Annotated in this window: 15 protein-coding genes; 9 read left to right on the top strand and 6 right to left on the bottom strand. The window is 64.4% G+C overall.

All coding sequences use genetic code 11. The annotated features are described in order from the left end of the window. The first annotated feature begins 96 nt into the window (after nucleotides 1-96). Nucleotides 97-546, top strand: coding sequence for an RDD family protein (locus B9N93_RS19270; protein ID WP_085215837.1), 450 nt, complete (start codon nucleotides 97-99; stop codon nucleotides 544-546). Between the two features lie 43 nt (nucleotides 547-589). Here B9N93_RS19270 and B9N93_RS19265 read toward each other — a convergent pair whose 3' ends face one another. Beyond that, nucleotides 590-961, bottom strand: coding sequence for an HPF/RaiA family ribosome-associated protein (locus B9N93_RS19265; protein ID WP_085215836.1), 372 nt, complete (start codon nucleotides 959-961; stop codon nucleotides 590-592). Nucleotides 962-1,577: 616 nt separating this feature from the next. Here B9N93_RS19265 and B9N93_RS19260 point away from each other — a divergent pair. Next, complete coding sequence (locus B9N93_RS19260; RefSeq protein WP_085215835.1) at nucleotides 1,578-2,396, top strand: hypothetical protein; 819 nt, start codon at nucleotides 1,578-1,580, stop codon at nucleotides 2,394-2,396. Nucleotides 2,397-2,402: 6 nt separating this feature from the next. Here the strand turns inward: B9N93_RS19260 and B9N93_RS19255 are convergent, their stop codons facing one another. From B9N93_RS19255 to B9N93_RS19245, 3 genes are all read right to left on the bottom strand, one after another. Continuing rightward, entirely contained in the window at nucleotides 2,403-2,888 is a 486-nt protein-coding gene (locus B9N93_RS19255; RefSeq protein ID WP_085215834.1) for a hypothetical protein, read from the bottom strand. Nucleotides 2,889-3,030: 142 nt separating this feature from the next. Next, nucleotides 3,031-3,945: an ornithine carbamoyltransferase gene (gene argF, locus B9N93_RS19250; RefSeq protein ID WP_085215833.1), complete on the bottom strand. Its 915-nt coding sequence runs from the start codon at nucleotides 3,943-3,945 to the stop codon at nucleotides 3,031-3,033. Between the two features lie 11 nt (nucleotides 3,946-3,956). Further along, nucleotides 3,957-5,129 carry an aspartate aminotransferase family protein gene (locus B9N93_RS19245; protein ID WP_085215832.1) on the bottom strand — a complete coding sequence of 391 codons (1,173 nt, stop codon included), beginning with the start codon at nucleotides 5,127-5,129 and terminating at the stop codon, nucleotides 3,957-3,959. A gap of 205 nt (nucleotides 5,130-5,334) precedes the next feature. On the opposite strand from B9N93_RS19245, the gene B9N93_RS19240 reads away from it, so the two are divergent. The 3 genes from B9N93_RS19240 to B9N93_RS19230 all read left to right on the top strand — a co-directional run bounded on the left by B9N93_RS19240 (nucleotide 5,335) and on the right by B9N93_RS19230 (nucleotide 7,631). After that, nucleotides 5,335-5,760, top strand: coding sequence for a YcgN family cysteine cluster protein (locus B9N93_RS19240; RefSeq protein WP_085215831.1), 426 nt, complete (start codon nucleotides 5,335-5,337; stop codon nucleotides 5,758-5,760). A gap of 191 nt (nucleotides 5,761-5,951) precedes the next feature. After that, complete coding sequence (locus tag B9N93_RS19235; protein WP_176225334.1) at nucleotides 5,952-6,758, top strand: motility protein A; 807 nt, start codon at nucleotides 5,952-5,954, stop codon at nucleotides 6,756-6,758. Nucleotides 6,759-6,767: 9 nt separating this feature from the next. Beyond that, a complete protein-coding gene (locus tag B9N93_RS19230; RefSeq protein WP_085215829.1) occupies nucleotides 6,768-7,631 on the top strand; it encodes an OmpA/MotB family protein in 864 nt (287 codons plus the stop codon). 223 nt (nucleotides 7,632-7,854) lie between these two features. Here B9N93_RS19230 and B9N93_RS26085 read toward each other — a convergent pair whose 3' ends face one another. After that, the gene (locus tag B9N93_RS26085; protein WP_085215828.1) at nucleotides 7,855-8,307 is read right to left on the bottom strand and encodes a DUF2934 domain-containing protein; all 453 of its coding nucleotides are present in this window, start codon (nucleotides 8,305-8,307) and stop codon (nucleotides 7,855-7,857) included. A 336-nt stretch (nucleotides 8,308-8,643) separates the two neighbouring features. Continuing rightward, nucleotides 8,644-8,865 (bottom strand): hypothetical protein, encoded by a 222-nt coding sequence (locus tag B9N93_RS19220; RefSeq protein ID WP_085215827.1) that lies wholly within the window; start codon nucleotides 8,863-8,865, stop codon nucleotides 8,644-8,646. 289 nt (nucleotides 8,866-9,154) lie between these two features. Here B9N93_RS19220 and B9N93_RS26080 point away from each other — a divergent pair, with 289 nt between their 5' ends. From B9N93_RS26080 to sucD, 4 genes are all read left to right on the top strand, one after another. Further along, nucleotides 9,155-9,514, top strand: coding sequence for a hypothetical protein (locus B9N93_RS26080; protein ID WP_217807322.1), 360 nt, complete (start codon nucleotides 9,155-9,157; stop codon nucleotides 9,512-9,514). 249 nt (nucleotides 9,515-9,763) lie between these two features. Further along, on the top strand, nucleotides 9,764-10,174 hold the full coding sequence (locus B9N93_RS19210; protein ID WP_085215825.1) for a tetratricopeptide repeat protein: 411 nt from the start codon (nucleotides 9,764-9,766) through the stop codon (nucleotides 10,172-10,174). Between the two features lie 124 nt (nucleotides 10,175-10,298). After that, a complete protein-coding gene (gene sucC, locus B9N93_RS19205; protein ID WP_085215824.1) occupies nucleotides 10,299-11,459 on the top strand; it encodes an ADP-forming succinate--CoA ligase subunit beta in 1,161 nt (386 codons plus the stop codon). After that, the gene (gene sucD, locus B9N93_RS19200; protein ID WP_085215823.1) at nucleotides 11,456-12,325 is read left to right on the top strand and encodes a succinate--CoA ligase subunit alpha; all 870 of its coding nucleotides are present in this window, start codon (nucleotides 11,456-11,458) and stop codon (nucleotides 12,323-12,325) included. The genes sucC and sucD overlap by 4 nt, the downstream gene beginning before the upstream one ends. Nucleotides 12,326-12,699: the final 374 nt, after the last annotated feature.

Genomic DNA, 12,699 nt, shown 5'->3' with positions numbered 1-12,699 from the left:
TCCGGCGGTCGCCCGGATCGCGCATAGCCCCGGCCTGGTCTTGCGCGTTCCGCCCGGGCTGTCCGCCCGGATGTCCATCCCGGCCCTTTCCCGCCCATGAACCGCCGCCGTTCCCCGATCCATCCCGTGTCCAGCCCGCCACCGCCCGGTTTGTTCCGCCGCTTGGGGGCTTTGTTGTACGACGCCGTGCTGCTGGCCGGTGTCTTGTTCGCCGCGACCCTGGTGGTGTTGCCCTTGCGCGGCGGGGAGGCTTTCCGTCCGCACGACCCGTTGTTCTTCGCCTATCTGCTGCTGGTGGTTTGGGCTTTCTTCGGTTGGTTCTGGACCCATGGTGGCCAGACCTTGGGGATGCGGGCCTGGAAAATCCGCCTGGTATCCGCCGACGGCGCGGCGCTGGGCTGGAACCAGGCGGCGCTGCGCTATGTGTGCGCCTGGGTATCGCTGGGCCTGTTCGGCCTGGGGTATCTGTGGATTTGGATCGATCCCCAGCGGCGGGCTTGGCATGACCGCCTCGCCGGGACGCGGATGATCTGGCAGGAGCGATGAGAGGGGACGGGGCGTTCCGGGGGGAACGCCCCTGCCGTTGCGTTTAGGCGGCGGTGGTGCTGGCGACCGGGGCGCGGTGGACTTTCACCTGGCCGCGCTGGATGCGGACATGCTCTTCGAGTTGGCGCGTGGCGGCGGCGAAGGCGTCGCGCAGGGCGACGTAGAAGTCCTCGTGGGATTGCTTGTCGTGGTGGTCCCGGCTCACCACGATGTGCTTGTTCGGAACGCTCAGGTCGATGCGGACTTTGTAGAGATTACCTTGATGTTGATGACGGTGTTCGGCTTCGACGGCGACCCGGCAACTGATGATATTGTCGCAGAACTGCTCCAGTTTGGCCGCTTTCTCCCGGATTCGGGTTTCCACGGCGTCGGAATGCGGAATGCCCCGGAACGTAATCTCTAGTGGTACTTGCATGGTCTTTCCCAATGTTGTCAAAGCTAGAAGGGATAGGGCCGACCCCCCGAACGACGGCCCGCCTTCGGGCGGTCCGCGCCATCCTTGGGCGTGCACTCGGCAAGACCGGCTTGGATAGGATGTTGTTGTCATGGGCCCCTGGGCCTGCGCCACGCTCCGCGTTGGCGGTTGGCCGGATCGATTTATGAAGCCCACATGACAATGATATACAACCGGGAAACTCCCTGTCGACTTAGCCCCTCTTGCGGTCTTGGCGAATCTCCGAACCTGGGTATCGATCCAGGGCGCGCCCGGCGGGGCTTATCTCGGGAGGCGGGGTTTTCCCAGGTGGGAAACGTATCGGCAGCGGTGGGTTGCCTTTCGGGAAGGGCGTTTTTATAACCTGGGATTATAAATTATTGTTGATCCATTCTTTTTTGTTTGGAACAGCCCTTGCTATGATCCCGGCCGGGTCGAGGGCCGGGGTTTCCCGGCCCCGATCCCATGATCGTCCCGCCCCGTCCCGGAGCGGCGTACAGTTCCGAACCCGGTGAAGGCTTGGGATGGGTCCGGTCGGCGGGCCTGCCCGCGTCCCACCCCATGGACCGGGCCGGGCAGCAGCCGAGGAGAATCAGCCATGCCCCTGCGACACTTGATCGATTGTTTCAACCAGCGTTTCGTCGAGGACGGCGGTTTGCACGAGCCGCCTTTGGTCTACCGGGAGGGGCGGGTGCTGGGCCGTTCCGGCGGCACCGTCTTCTCCAGCCGCTTGCGTCCGGTGCGGTTAGGCAGCAAGCCGTCGGTGATCCGGGGTTACGACGCGGCCCTGCGGGTGGAGGAACCCGCCGATGCGGCGGGCTTGTTCGCCGACGAGGCCGCCGATATCGTCAACCTGGACCGGCTGACCCGCACGGTCCACATGCTCAATTTCCTGCCGATCTCGCACGAGGGCGGCTATTTGTTCGTGCATGTCCATCCGCGCCATATCCTGGCGGTCAAGCGCGACCACGGCGCTTATTTCGAGGAGATCATCGTGGCTTGCGGTTTGTCGCCGCGGCGGGTGGTCATCTCGCTGACGGTGAATCCGGGCTATACGGCCCAGGTCGGACTCTTGCTGGAGCGCTTGAAGAACTACCGCGCCCGTGGTTATGCCACCGCCATCAAATTCGATATCCAGGCCGGGGAGGTGTTCCTCGAACGCTATTGCGTCGAGTTCCTGAACCGCCACCGACCCGATTTCGTGCGCTTCGCGAGCCCGGCCCGCGTCCTGGGCGAGGAGCGCCGCCGCTCCGCCTTGTTGCGGGCGATCCGGCGGCTCGATACCCGGTTGTTGCTGGAGGCGGTGCGCGACGAGAGCGGTGCCGCGCTGGCGGAATCCCTCCGCGCCGATTGCGTGCAGGGCGATTGGTACGAGCTGGCGGCGGGGCGGACGCCGGTGCTGCGGGCGGCGGGATAAGCGGCTTTAACCCGCCCGCCCGGCTTGGGTCCAGGCCGCCCATTTGGCCTTGGCTTGCGCCTTGAGTTGGTGGGCGAGCCGGTAGACCCGGGTTTGGGTGATACGGTCGTGGGCCCAGCGCAGCCAGCCGGTGATCGCCGTATAGACCTGGGCGAAGCGCTTGAAGCTGAGCAATTGCGGCTTGGTCAGGGCGAACACCCGCGCCACCAGCAAGGTGCCCAGCAGCTTGGCGAACACCTCGGTCAAGAGGGCTTGCAGCAATAGGCCATGGGCCAGCAGCCAGAACGCCAGGAGGTTGATGGGCGTCACGATCAGGAGCGGGATCGAGAAGGCCAGCAAGGCGACTTTGGGCGGGGTTTGGCACAGCCAAGCCTCGAACTTGGCGAGGCGCAGCCAGCGGGCCAGGATGCGCCCCAGCGCGGTGAGGCTGTCCCACAGCCATTCTTCGACGAGCAGGAAGACGGCGAGCAGGGAAAGCAGAAGTGTTTTCATGGGGGGAGCCGGTTGCAGGAAGATCGGTCGGCAGTATATCAGCCCATTGGGGCGGACTGGTCCGGTGGCCCGGGCCATGGGCGGGATGGAAATAAAAAGGCCGGGTCGAACCCGGCCTTTTCCATTGGTTCCGGCGGGAAGCTCAACCCGCCGCCCGCACCGGACTGTTTTCCACCAGCAGGAATTCCAGCAGCGCCTTCTGCGAATGCAGCCGGTTCTCGGCTTCGTCCCAGACCACGCTGTGCGGGCCTTCCAGGACTTCCGCGCTGACTTCCTCGCCGCGATGGGCGGGCAGGCAATGCATGAACAGCGCGTCTTGCGCCGCCAAGCCCAGCAGGGCTTGATCGACCTGATAATCCTTGAACGCCTGCTCCCGTTTGGCTTGTTCCTCTTCCTGGCCCATGCTGGCCCAGACGTCGGTGACCACCAGGTCGGCCCCGCGCACGGCTTCCGCCGGGTCGCGCAGCAGGCTGACGCCCGGTGTCTTCAGCAAATCCGGCTCGGGATCGTAGCCTTCCGGGCAGGCGATCCGTAGCTCGAACCCCAGAAGGCCCGCCGTCTCGATATAGGATTGGCACATGTTATTGCCATCGCCGATCCAGGCCACGCTGCGCCCGGCGATATCGCCGCGCCGCTCGAACCAGGTCTGCATGTCCGCCAGCAATTGGCAGGGATGGAAACGGTCGCTCAGGCCGTTGATGACCGGCACCCTGGAATATTCGGCGAAGATTTCCACGGTGCGGTGGGCGTGGGTACGGAGCATGATGCCATCCACCATCCGCGAAATCACCCGCGCCGAATCCTCGATGGGCTCGCCGCGCCCGAGTTGGGTGTCGCGGGGTGAGAGGAAGATCGCGCTGCCGCCGAACTGGGCCATCCCGGCCTCGAAGGAAATACGGGTCCGGGTCGAGGATTTCTCGAACAACATGCCCAGCACGCGGTTCTTGAGCGGCTCGTAAATCCCTTTCAGGTGTTTGAGTTCGATGGCCCTGTGGATCAAGCCCCGGAATTCCTGGGGGCTGAGGTCGGATAAGGTGACCAAATGGCGCGGTTTCATGGGGTGACTTCCTATGGGGGGGTCGTGTATCCGGCGATGAGCGCGGCGACGCCGTCCACCAGTTGATCGGCTTCGGCGTCGCTCATGATGAGCGGGGGCAATAGGCGGACGGTGCGGTCGGCGGTGACGTTGATGAGGAACCCTTGGTCCAGGGCCAGCCCGACCAGATCGGCGCAGGGCCGGTCCAGTTCGATGCCGAGCATCAAGCCGTGGCCGCGCACCTCGACCACGCCGGGCTGGTCCGCGAGTGTTTCGCGGAACCCGGCCAGGAGGCGGCGGCCCAGTTCGCCCGCCCGCGCCACGAGGCCCTGTTCGCGCAGGGTGTCGATGACGGCCAGCCCGGCCCGGCAGGCCAGCAGGTTGCCGCCGAAGGTGGAGCCGTGCTTGCCCGCCGTCAGCATTTGCGCCGCCACGCCCCGCGCCAGACAGGCGCCGATGGGCATCCCGTTGCCCAGCGCCTTGGCGAGGCTCATCACGTCGGGCAGGCCGTCGCCATGCTGGAAGGCGAACCAGGTTCCGGTGCGGCCCATGCCGGTTTGCACCTCGTCCAGCATCAACAACCAGCCGCGCTCGTCGCAGATTTTCCGCAAGGCGGACAAATAATCCGGCGGCGGTACCCGCACCCCGCCTTCGCCCTGCACCGGTTCGACCAGCACCGCGACCACGTTGGAATCGTCCACCGCCGCCACCGCTGCCGCATCGCCATGCGGCACCCGCACGAAGCCGCCGACCAAAGGCTCGAAACCTTCCTGGACCTTGGGATTGCCGGTGGCGCTGAGGGTGGCGAGGGTGCGGCCATGGAAGCTGTTCTCCATAACCACCACGGCGGGGGCGTCGATATCCTTGCTGTGGCCGTAGCGACGGGCGATCTTGAGCGCGGCCTCGTTGGCTTCCGCGCCGGAGTTGCAGAAGAAGGCGTTGTCGAGACCGCTCAGGGCGCAGAGTTCGGCGGCGAGGCGTTGCTGTAGCCCGATATGGTAGATGTTCGAGGTATGCAGCAGGGTCGCGGCCTGTTCGGCCAGGGCGCGGGCCAGGGCCGGATGCGCGTGGCCCAGGCCGCACACGGCGATCCCGGAAATCGCGTCGAAATAGCGGCGGCCCTGGGTATCCCATAGCCAGACGCCCTCGCCGCGTTCGAACGCGACGGGCAGCCGTGCGTAGGTCGGCATCACCTGATCGGTCATCGAAAGCCCCTCCGAAAATAAAAGGGCAGTCGCGAGACTGCCCTGGAAAACGAAGCGCGTGATTATAGTGAAAATAAACCGTCGCACAAGCGTTAATAACGCACGGATGGCGGCGTGGAGTGACGGGGTTCCGCCGCCGGGGCCATGCTTTTATTTTCCTCGGCCCAGGCTTTATGCTCTGCCGTTTTCCACGGGGGGCGGGCATATGGGCTTTTGGCACGAGAAAACCTTGGGCGAGATGAGTGAGTGGGAATGGGAATCCCTTTGTGATGGCTGCGGGCGCTGCTGTCTGCACAAGCTGGAAGACGAGGACACCGGGGAAATCCTGTTCACGCGGGTGGCCTGCCATCTGTTGGATATCGGCACCTGCCGTTGCGGCAACTACGCCAAGCGCGGCAAGCTGGTGCCGGATTGCCTGAGCCTGCGCGATGGTTTTACCCAATTCCATTGGTTGCCTGCCACCTGCGCCTACCGTCTGCTGGCCCAGGGCGACGACCTGCCCGCTTGGCACCCGCTGGTGTCGGGCCGGGCCGATTCGGTCCACACGGCCGGGATGTCGGTGCGCGGTTTCGCCCTGCCCGAAGCCGGGGTGGATTGCCTGGAGGACCATATCATCGAGTGGCCGGAATGAGCCGTCCCTAGCGGATGCCTCCGCGGTTCCGGTCCGCCGCCGGGTTTTCGACGCCCTCCCGGCGTTCTCACCGCGCTCCCGCCGCCGGAAAATTGGCGGCTCCCGCCCCTGTTCCCGGCGCTACCGCGCCGTTCCGCCGGGAACGGAATCTGCATAGCCGCCCCCAACCGAATCTATTGCCGGGGGCAGCCATGAAAAAAATCCTCGTACCGACTATCGGCGGGCTGGTGCTGGCCGCCTTGGGGGTGTTGGCCTTGTGGGCCGATCCTGGCGGGCGCTATGTCAATCTGCCGGGTTTGCTGCTGGTGACGCTGGGCACGCTGTTGGCCTCGATGCTGGCGCACTCCCGCCGCGGCGTTGTCGAGATGCTCGGACGCCTGCCCGTCAAGCTCAAAGGCCGTCCCGCCGTAGACCGGGAGGAATTGGAGACCTTGTTGCGGGTGGCGGAATGGCACCGCCTGGGCCGGATGCAAATCGCCGAACAGACCGCCAAGAAACTGCGCGACCCGATCCTGCGCGGCGGGGCCGAGATGGTGATCGGCCGCACCCCGGAGGCCGAATTGGGCCGGATGCTGTCCTGGAAGATCGGGGCACAGCGCGAACGCGACCAGGATGATATCAAGATCGTCCTGACCATGGCCGGGTTCGCCCCGGCGCTGGGGATGCTGGGTACCTTGATCGGCTTGATCGAGATGATGTACGCCCTGGATGCCAACCAGATGGCCCATATCGGCACGGCCATGGGCTTCGCGCTGTTGTCCACGGTGTATGGGCTGGTGGCCGCCAACTTGGTGTTGAAGCCCATCGCCGTGCGCTTGGAGGACACCGCCCGCGAGCAATTGGCGTGGCGGCATGTGCAGGCGGAAATCCTCCGGTTGCTGCACGAGCGCGGCCATCCTTCCTTGATCCGGGATTATTGGCAGGCGTTCCAGGAGCGCTTGGCCGGTCCCGAATCCGCGCAAGCCTTGGAACTGGCCCCCTCCAAATCCTCGCCCTAGGTGGACGCCATGATTTCGCCTTCCTATTCCCGCCCCGGTCCCGCTGTGAAAACCAGCCCGGTCCCGCCGCCCGATCCTTGGCAAACGGCGCAATCCGAAACCGCCCAGGACACTGCGGGGAATTGGCTGCTCAGCTATTCGGACCTGATGACCTTGCTGTTCACCTTCTTCGTGGTGCTGTTCGCCTATCAGAAAGCCTTGCCCGGCAAGGCCGGGGCCGCACCCCCGCCGGTTGTCGCGGCCCCGGCGCTGCCACAGCCACCCCCGCCGACGGCCCGGCCCATCGCCCACGTCCCGGAGCCGCCGCCGGTGGTCGATGACGCGGCCTCCTCGCCGCCGTCCGCCGCCGCGCCCGATCCCACCGGGAACGAAACCCCGGTCCCGGCAGAACCGCGCTGGCTATCGGTCCCGGATGCGGCCCCGTCCGAGGCGCGGCCCGATTCCGGTGCCGACGCGCTGTTGGGCGGCGATATCGAGGTATCCACCGCACCTGGCCAAGTCCGTTTGGAAATCGGCGCGAGCATCCTGTTCGATCCGGCCAGCGCCGATTTGAAGGCGGACGGCGGTGCCGTCCTGGACCGGCTGGCGCGTTGGTTGCGCGGCCATCCGGGCACCCTCGCGGTCGAGGGTCATACCGATAACCAACCTATCGCCAGCGGGCGTTATCGTTCCAACTGGGAATTGTCCTCGGCGCGGGCCAGCACGGTGGCGCGGGCTTTGATCGAGCGCGGCGTCCCGGCGGAACACCTGCGGGCCGTGGGTTTGGCCGACACCCAGCCCAAGGGCGACAACCTCACGCCGCAAGGCCGGGCCGACAACCGGCGGGTGGCCTTGGTGGTGTTCATGGAGCGGGGGGAAGAAGTGAGGCTTTGAGCGGGACGGTCCCCAGCACCGGATAGAGCGTTTTCGGTTTGGGTGTACGTCCGGCGCGGGCATGTACTCATGCCCGCCCTACAGATAACGTGAAAATACTTTAGAACACAGCCGGTTCCTCTGGGGAACCGGCTGGGGTGTTTCGGTGCCGGGAAGGACCGCGGCAAAAAACAACTTCCCGAAGTCCGCACGCAACCCAGGCATTCGGGACAGTTGTTCTCGCTTATCGGTCCTGGCCGAGTTGCGCCATTACGGCGGCCTTGGCGGCCTCCCAGTCCTCTTGCTCGAAACCCGGCTCGAAATTGCGCTTCTCGGCCAGATAATACGCGGCTTCCTCGATCATCTTCTGGATGGCCTCGGGGCCGGGCCGGGGCGGCGCGGCGGGGTCTTCTTCGACCGGTTCTTTGGTGGGCTTGACGGTGGTTTTGCGGGACTTCGCGGCCTTGGCGGCGGGTGATTCCGGTTGCGGCGCCGCGGGATCGGCGACTGCGGTGGGGGGCATTTCGGGTTCTACCGGGGAGGCTGCGGGGACTTCCGGCTCTTGCACGGGAGCCGCCGCCGTTGTGGTGGGTGTGGCGGTATCGAGCAGGCCGGTCGGCACGGCGGGCGGGGCGGCTTTGGCACCCCCGGTGGGTTTGCTGGATTTGGCGGGCTTGGCGGATTTGGACTCGGCCATGCTGGTCTCCTGATCTGGGGTTTGTCGGTGGATCGATGGACGGAAATAAATTGTATGACGCTTCCGTGGCGGCAAGGGTTGCCGTGGTGGCGACACTTTATTTTGCGCCACGAACATGAAGGAATGCTTGGGGTGGTCGGGGATGCTTCCGCGGGGACGGGCAAGGCATTGGCCGATGCCGGTTATCGGGGCGGAATTACCGCGCTGGCCTGGGGGGTTGGAAGAACGGTTTTCGCCCGGAATATCCCGGTACCGGGCCGCGCCGTGGATTGGATTCCCGGCGGATGGAAGGGTCCGCGCCGGGAATAGGAGCGTCCTCCTGGGAGGGCGTGCCCATCAATTCAGGTATACCACACGGTTTTTCTGACCATGGTGCTGGTAGCCGGGCGTATAAAGGTCGGCCCATTGATCGTCGTCGCCTTTGCGGGGGGTGAAGGCGACCATTTCGCAATTCGCACCATGCCGTTGCCGGTCGTAAGGGGACCAGACCTGGGTCAAGCCCACGCCAGAAACGAACCACAACATGGAGATGCGTCGATAAGCTTTGGGTTTGTACATGGGAGCCACCTGGTAGTTTTGTCCCTGTTGTTATTAGCGGCGGATTCCGCGTTTACAAGAGGGGAGCCATGAAAGTTTTGATTATGGAGAGGCCGCTGGCGGGCGGTTCCGTGCCGGATTCGGGGAATCCCGTGGCCCGGATTCCGCTGTGCTTTATCAAGTCTGCCGGGTCGGCCCCATGGCGACCGGGACCGGTCCGCGCCGCACAGGCGATACCGCCGCCGCGCCCCGGACGGGCTCCGTCGGTAAACTATACACCCATCTTGGATATCGTCCCGCCGAAGGCCGTATGTTTGAAGCGGTCGCGCTGAAAAGCAAATTAGCGAAGGAGAATTACGACCAACAAGTCGATGATCTACGTATGCGCCTCTTGGAGGTCCAGCAACGCTTGGACACGGCGGGGGAGTGGTGGTTCTCGGTGTGGCGGGGGTGGATTTCGCGGGCAAGGGCGGTGGTGATCGGTACGCCGAACCAATGGCTGGACCCGCGTTATATGCGGTTCTGGCGGCATTTGCCGCGGGGCGGCAAAGTCACCCTGTACGACCGCGGTGGGTATGGCCGGATTTTGGTGGCGCGGGTGGAGGGTTTCGCTGAACCCGCCAAATGGGGCCGGGCTTATTCGGAGATCAAGATTTCGAGGAACAATTGACCGGGCCATGGGATTATCCTCCTGAAGTTCTGGTTGCATATCGACCGGGACGAACCATTACGGCGTTTCCATACGCGCCCTGGCGGTTGATATCCGCGCAAAATAAATATCATGGACGGCTGCAAGGGCTGGAACGGGTGTGCGAAGCCTACCAGCGGGCCTTGGATAAATAGGGAAGTTCACATGACGGGGGGCTTGGGCGCGATGCCAATGCCTGGAAATGAGTATTTTTTTATGGGGAATCGATTTATGAATCATCAGCATATACAAGGCCGGGCGGGGGAACCCTCGCCCGGCGCACCGCCTGGCCGCACGCAGGCGGATACCCTGGAAACCTCGGCGTATCTATTCGCCTTGGCGGGCCGCGGGGCTTTGGGGGTTATCGAATTGATCCACGCGGTGGAGCATCTTAACGCCGAAAACCAAATCCATGGGTCCATAGCCTTATATCGGCTATGGTTGGAAAATACCCTGTCGCCTTTATCCCACGCGATCTATTACCACCTGGGGGGCGCATTGGAAAGCGTCGGGGACGAAGCCGGGGCCGAGCGGGCCTACCGCGAGGCTTTGGCGCGGAAGCCGGATTTCGAGCAGGCCAGGACCAAACTGGCGGCTTTGTTGGAGCGCTTGGGCCACGGCGGCAAGGCCGGTGCCGTGTGAGGGTCCGTCATCGACCACGCGCCGCCATCACTCGCTAGAATACCCCTCAATCCCGAACGGACCGGACCGGCCTAGCCGATTCGTCCGCCGGGCCGGATTCAGCTTCCGAGACGGAGTATCCCCAATGAACCTACATGAATATCAAGCCAAGCAGTTGTTCGCGGCCTACGGCATTCCCGTGCCCAAGGGCCAGCCCGCCACCAGCGGCCAAGCCGCCGTGGAGGCCGCGCAAGCCCTGGGCGGCGGACGCTGGGTGGTGAAGGCCCAGGTCCATAGCGGCGGACGCGGCAAGGCGGGCGGCGTGGTGCTGGCCGACAGCCTGGACGCGGTGCGGGCCGCCGCCGAGCGCTTGCTAGGCGCACGCCTGACCACGGTCCAGACCGGGCCCGGCGGTTTGCCCATCAACGCCGTGCTGGTCGAGGAAGTCCGCCCCCTGGCCCGCGAATTGTACCTGAGCGCCTTGGTGGACCGCGGCACGGCCCGGGTGCTGTTCATGGCTTCGGAGGCGGGCGGCATGGATATCGAGGAAGTCGCGGCCCACACCCCCGAACAAATCCTCACCTGCATCGCCGATCCCGCCGCCGGTATCCAGCCCTATCAATGCCGGGACTTGGCCTTCGCCATGGGCCTGGACGCCGTCCAGGCCGGAATGCTGACCAAAATCATGCAGGCCATGTACCGCCTGCTGCTGGACCAGGATTTGAGCCAGATCGAAATCAACCCGCTGGTCGTGACCGGCGACGGCCAGTTGATGGCCCTGGACGCCAAGATCAACATCGACGACAACGCCTTGTTCGCCCACCCGGACCTGACGGCGCTGCGCGATATCTCCCAGGAAGACGCCACCGAGACCGCCGCCCGCCAGCACGACCTGAGCTACGTCACCCTCGACGGCAATATCGGCTGCATGGTGAACGGGGCTGGTTTGGCGATGGCGACGGTGGATGTCATCCAACTTTACGGCGGCAAACCCGCCAACTTCCTGGACGTGGGCGGCGGCACCACGGCGGCGAAAGTGGCCGAAGCCTTCAAGCTGATTTTGGCCGACAGCAAGGTCAAGGCGGTACTCATCAACATCTTCGGCGGCATCGTGCGTTGCAACCTGATCGCCGAGGGCGTGATCGCCGCCGTGACCGAGGTGGGCGTGAAGGTGCCGGTGGTGGTGCGGCTGGAAGGCACCAATGCCGCGGAAGGCCGGGCCTTGCTGGAACAATCGGGGCTGGCGGTCTTGACGGCGGGTGATTTGGACGAGGCGGCGAAAAAGGCGGTGGAGGCTGCGCAATGAGTATTTTGATCGACAACAACACCCAACTGATCTGCCAGGGCTTCACCGGCAAGCAGGCGACTTTCCACTCCCAGCAATGCCTGGACTACGGCACCCGCTTGGTGGGCGGCGTGACCCCTGGACGCGGCGGGCAGGAACATCTGGGCCTGCCGGTATTCAACACGGTGAAGGACGCGGTGCGGGCAACCGGGGCCACGGCCAGCATGATCTATGTGCCGCCGCCCTTCGCCGCCGACGCCATCCTGGAAGCGGCGGACGCGGGGATCGGCCTGATCGTCTGCATCACCGAAGGCATCCCGGTCCTGCATATGCTGCGGGCGAAGGCGGCTTTGCGCGATACCGGCGCGTTGCTGGTTGGCCCCAACTGCCCCGGCGTCATCACCCCCGGCCAGTGCAAGATCGGCATCATGCCGGGTTTCATCCACCAACCGGGCGGCATCGGCATCGTGTCGCGCTCGGGCACCTTGACCTATGAGGCCGTATACCAGACCACCCGCGCCGGGCTGGGCCAAAGCACCTGCGTCGGCATCGGCGGCGATCCCATCAAGGGCATGGACTTCATCGACGTGCTGTCGCGCTTCCAGGCCGACCCTGGGACACGGGGCATCATCATGGTGGGCGAGATCGGCGGCAGCGCCGAGGAGGAAGCCGCCGAGTACATCAAGGAAAATGTCACCAAGCCGGTGGTGGGCTATATCGCGGGGTTGACCGCGCCGCCCGGCAAGCGCATGGGCCATGCCGGGGCCATCGTCACCGGCGGCAAGGGCACCGGGGCCGGCAAGGTCGCGGCGCTCAAGGCGGCGGGCGTGGCGGTGGTGGATACGCCGACCGAGATGGGGCGGCGGATGACAGAATTGTTGAGTTGAACCCAACGGAAGCGCGGCCCCGAGGCCGCGTTTCCATTTTGACAAGCAAGAAAAACCCATGGGCTTGGAAAGTATCCGCATCGAGAATTTCCATACCTGCCGTTCGACCGTGACTTTCTTGGCATTCCATCACCCCGTTTTGGTGTGGCTGGAGAAAATAATTTGGAAATAAATTTTTTAAATCAATTATTTAGGTGATGGATGAAAATAGCGGCCTGGGATGTTAATTGGGGTTTCAGGGGCTTTCACCGGTTTCATGATTACGTCATAAGTCATTGTATTTGATAGATTTATTCTTTCATGCCATTTCAGCCTATTGCATCCCATCCCCTATAATTTGTGTAGCTAGGTGTGTAGCTAGAAACGTAGCTACG

Source organism: Methylomagnum ishizawai (assembly GCF_900155475.1).
In the GTDB taxonomy this organism is placed as follows: Bacteria; Pseudomonadota; Gammaproteobacteria; order Methylococcales; family Methylococcaceae; genus Methylomagnum; species Methylomagnum ishizawai_A.
The sequence above is the reverse complement of the archived record's forward strand: the minus strand, read 5'-3'. Positions and strand labels throughout refer to the sequence as shown.

Excerpts from the sequence above, each read along its gene's own strand:
- B9N93_RS19245 (WP_085215832.1), bottom strand. The coding sequence starts at position 5,129 with ATGACCGATCAGGTGATGCCGACCTACGCACGGCTGCCCGTCGCGTTC.
- B9N93_RS19240 (WP_085215831.1), top strand. The coding sequence starts at position 5,335 with ATGGGCTTTTGGCACGAGAAAACCTTGGGCGAGATGAGTGAGTGGGAA.
- B9N93_RS19235 (WP_176225334.1), top strand. The coding sequence starts at position 5,952 with ATGAAAAAAATCCTCGTACCGACTATCGGCGGGCTGGTGCTGGCCGCC.
- sucC (WP_085215824.1), top strand. The coding sequence starts at position 10,299 with ATGAACCTACATGAATATCAAGCCAAGCAGTTGTTCGCGGCCTACGGC.
- argF (WP_085215833.1), bottom strand. The coding sequence starts at position 3,945 with ATGAAACCGCGCCATTTGGTCACCTTATCCGACCTCAGCCCCCAGGAA.
- B9N93_RS26080 (WP_217807322.1), top strand. The coding sequence starts at position 9,155 with ATGTTTGAAGCGGTCGCGCTGAAAAGCAAATTAGCGAAGGAGAATTAC.
- B9N93_RS19220 (WP_085215827.1), bottom strand. The coding sequence starts at position 8,865 with ATGTACAAACCCAAAGCTTATCGACGCATCTCCATGTTGTGGTTCGTT.
- B9N93_RS19210 (WP_085215825.1), top strand. The coding sequence starts at position 9,764 with ATGAATCATCAGCATATACAAGGCCGGGCGGGGGAACCCTCGCCCGGC.
- B9N93_RS19230 (WP_085215829.1), top strand. The coding sequence starts at position 6,768 with ATGATTTCGCCTTCCTATTCCCGCCCCGGTCCCGCTGTGAAAACCAGC.
- B9N93_RS26085 (WP_085215828.1), bottom strand. The coding sequence starts at position 8,307 with ATGGCCGAGTCCAAATCCGCCAAGCCCGCCAAATCCAGCAAACCCACC.
- B9N93_RS19255 (WP_085215834.1), bottom strand. The coding sequence starts at position 2,888 with ATGAAAACACTTCTGCTTTCCCTGCTCGCCGTCTTCCTGCTCGTCGAA.
- B9N93_RS19270 (WP_085215837.1), top strand. The coding sequence starts at position 97 with ATGAACCGCCGCCGTTCCCCGATCCATCCCGTGTCCAGCCCGCCACCG.
- B9N93_RS19260 (WP_085215835.1), top strand. The coding sequence starts at position 1,578 with ATGCCCCTGCGACACTTGATCGATTGTTTCAACCAGCGTTTCGTCGAG.
- B9N93_RS19265 (WP_085215836.1), bottom strand. The coding sequence starts at position 961 with ATGCAAGTACCACTAGAGATTACGTTCCGGGGCATTCCGCATTCCGAC.
- sucD (WP_085215823.1), top strand. The coding sequence starts at position 11,456 with ATGAGTATTTTGATCGACAACAACACCCAACTGATCTGCCAGGGCTTC.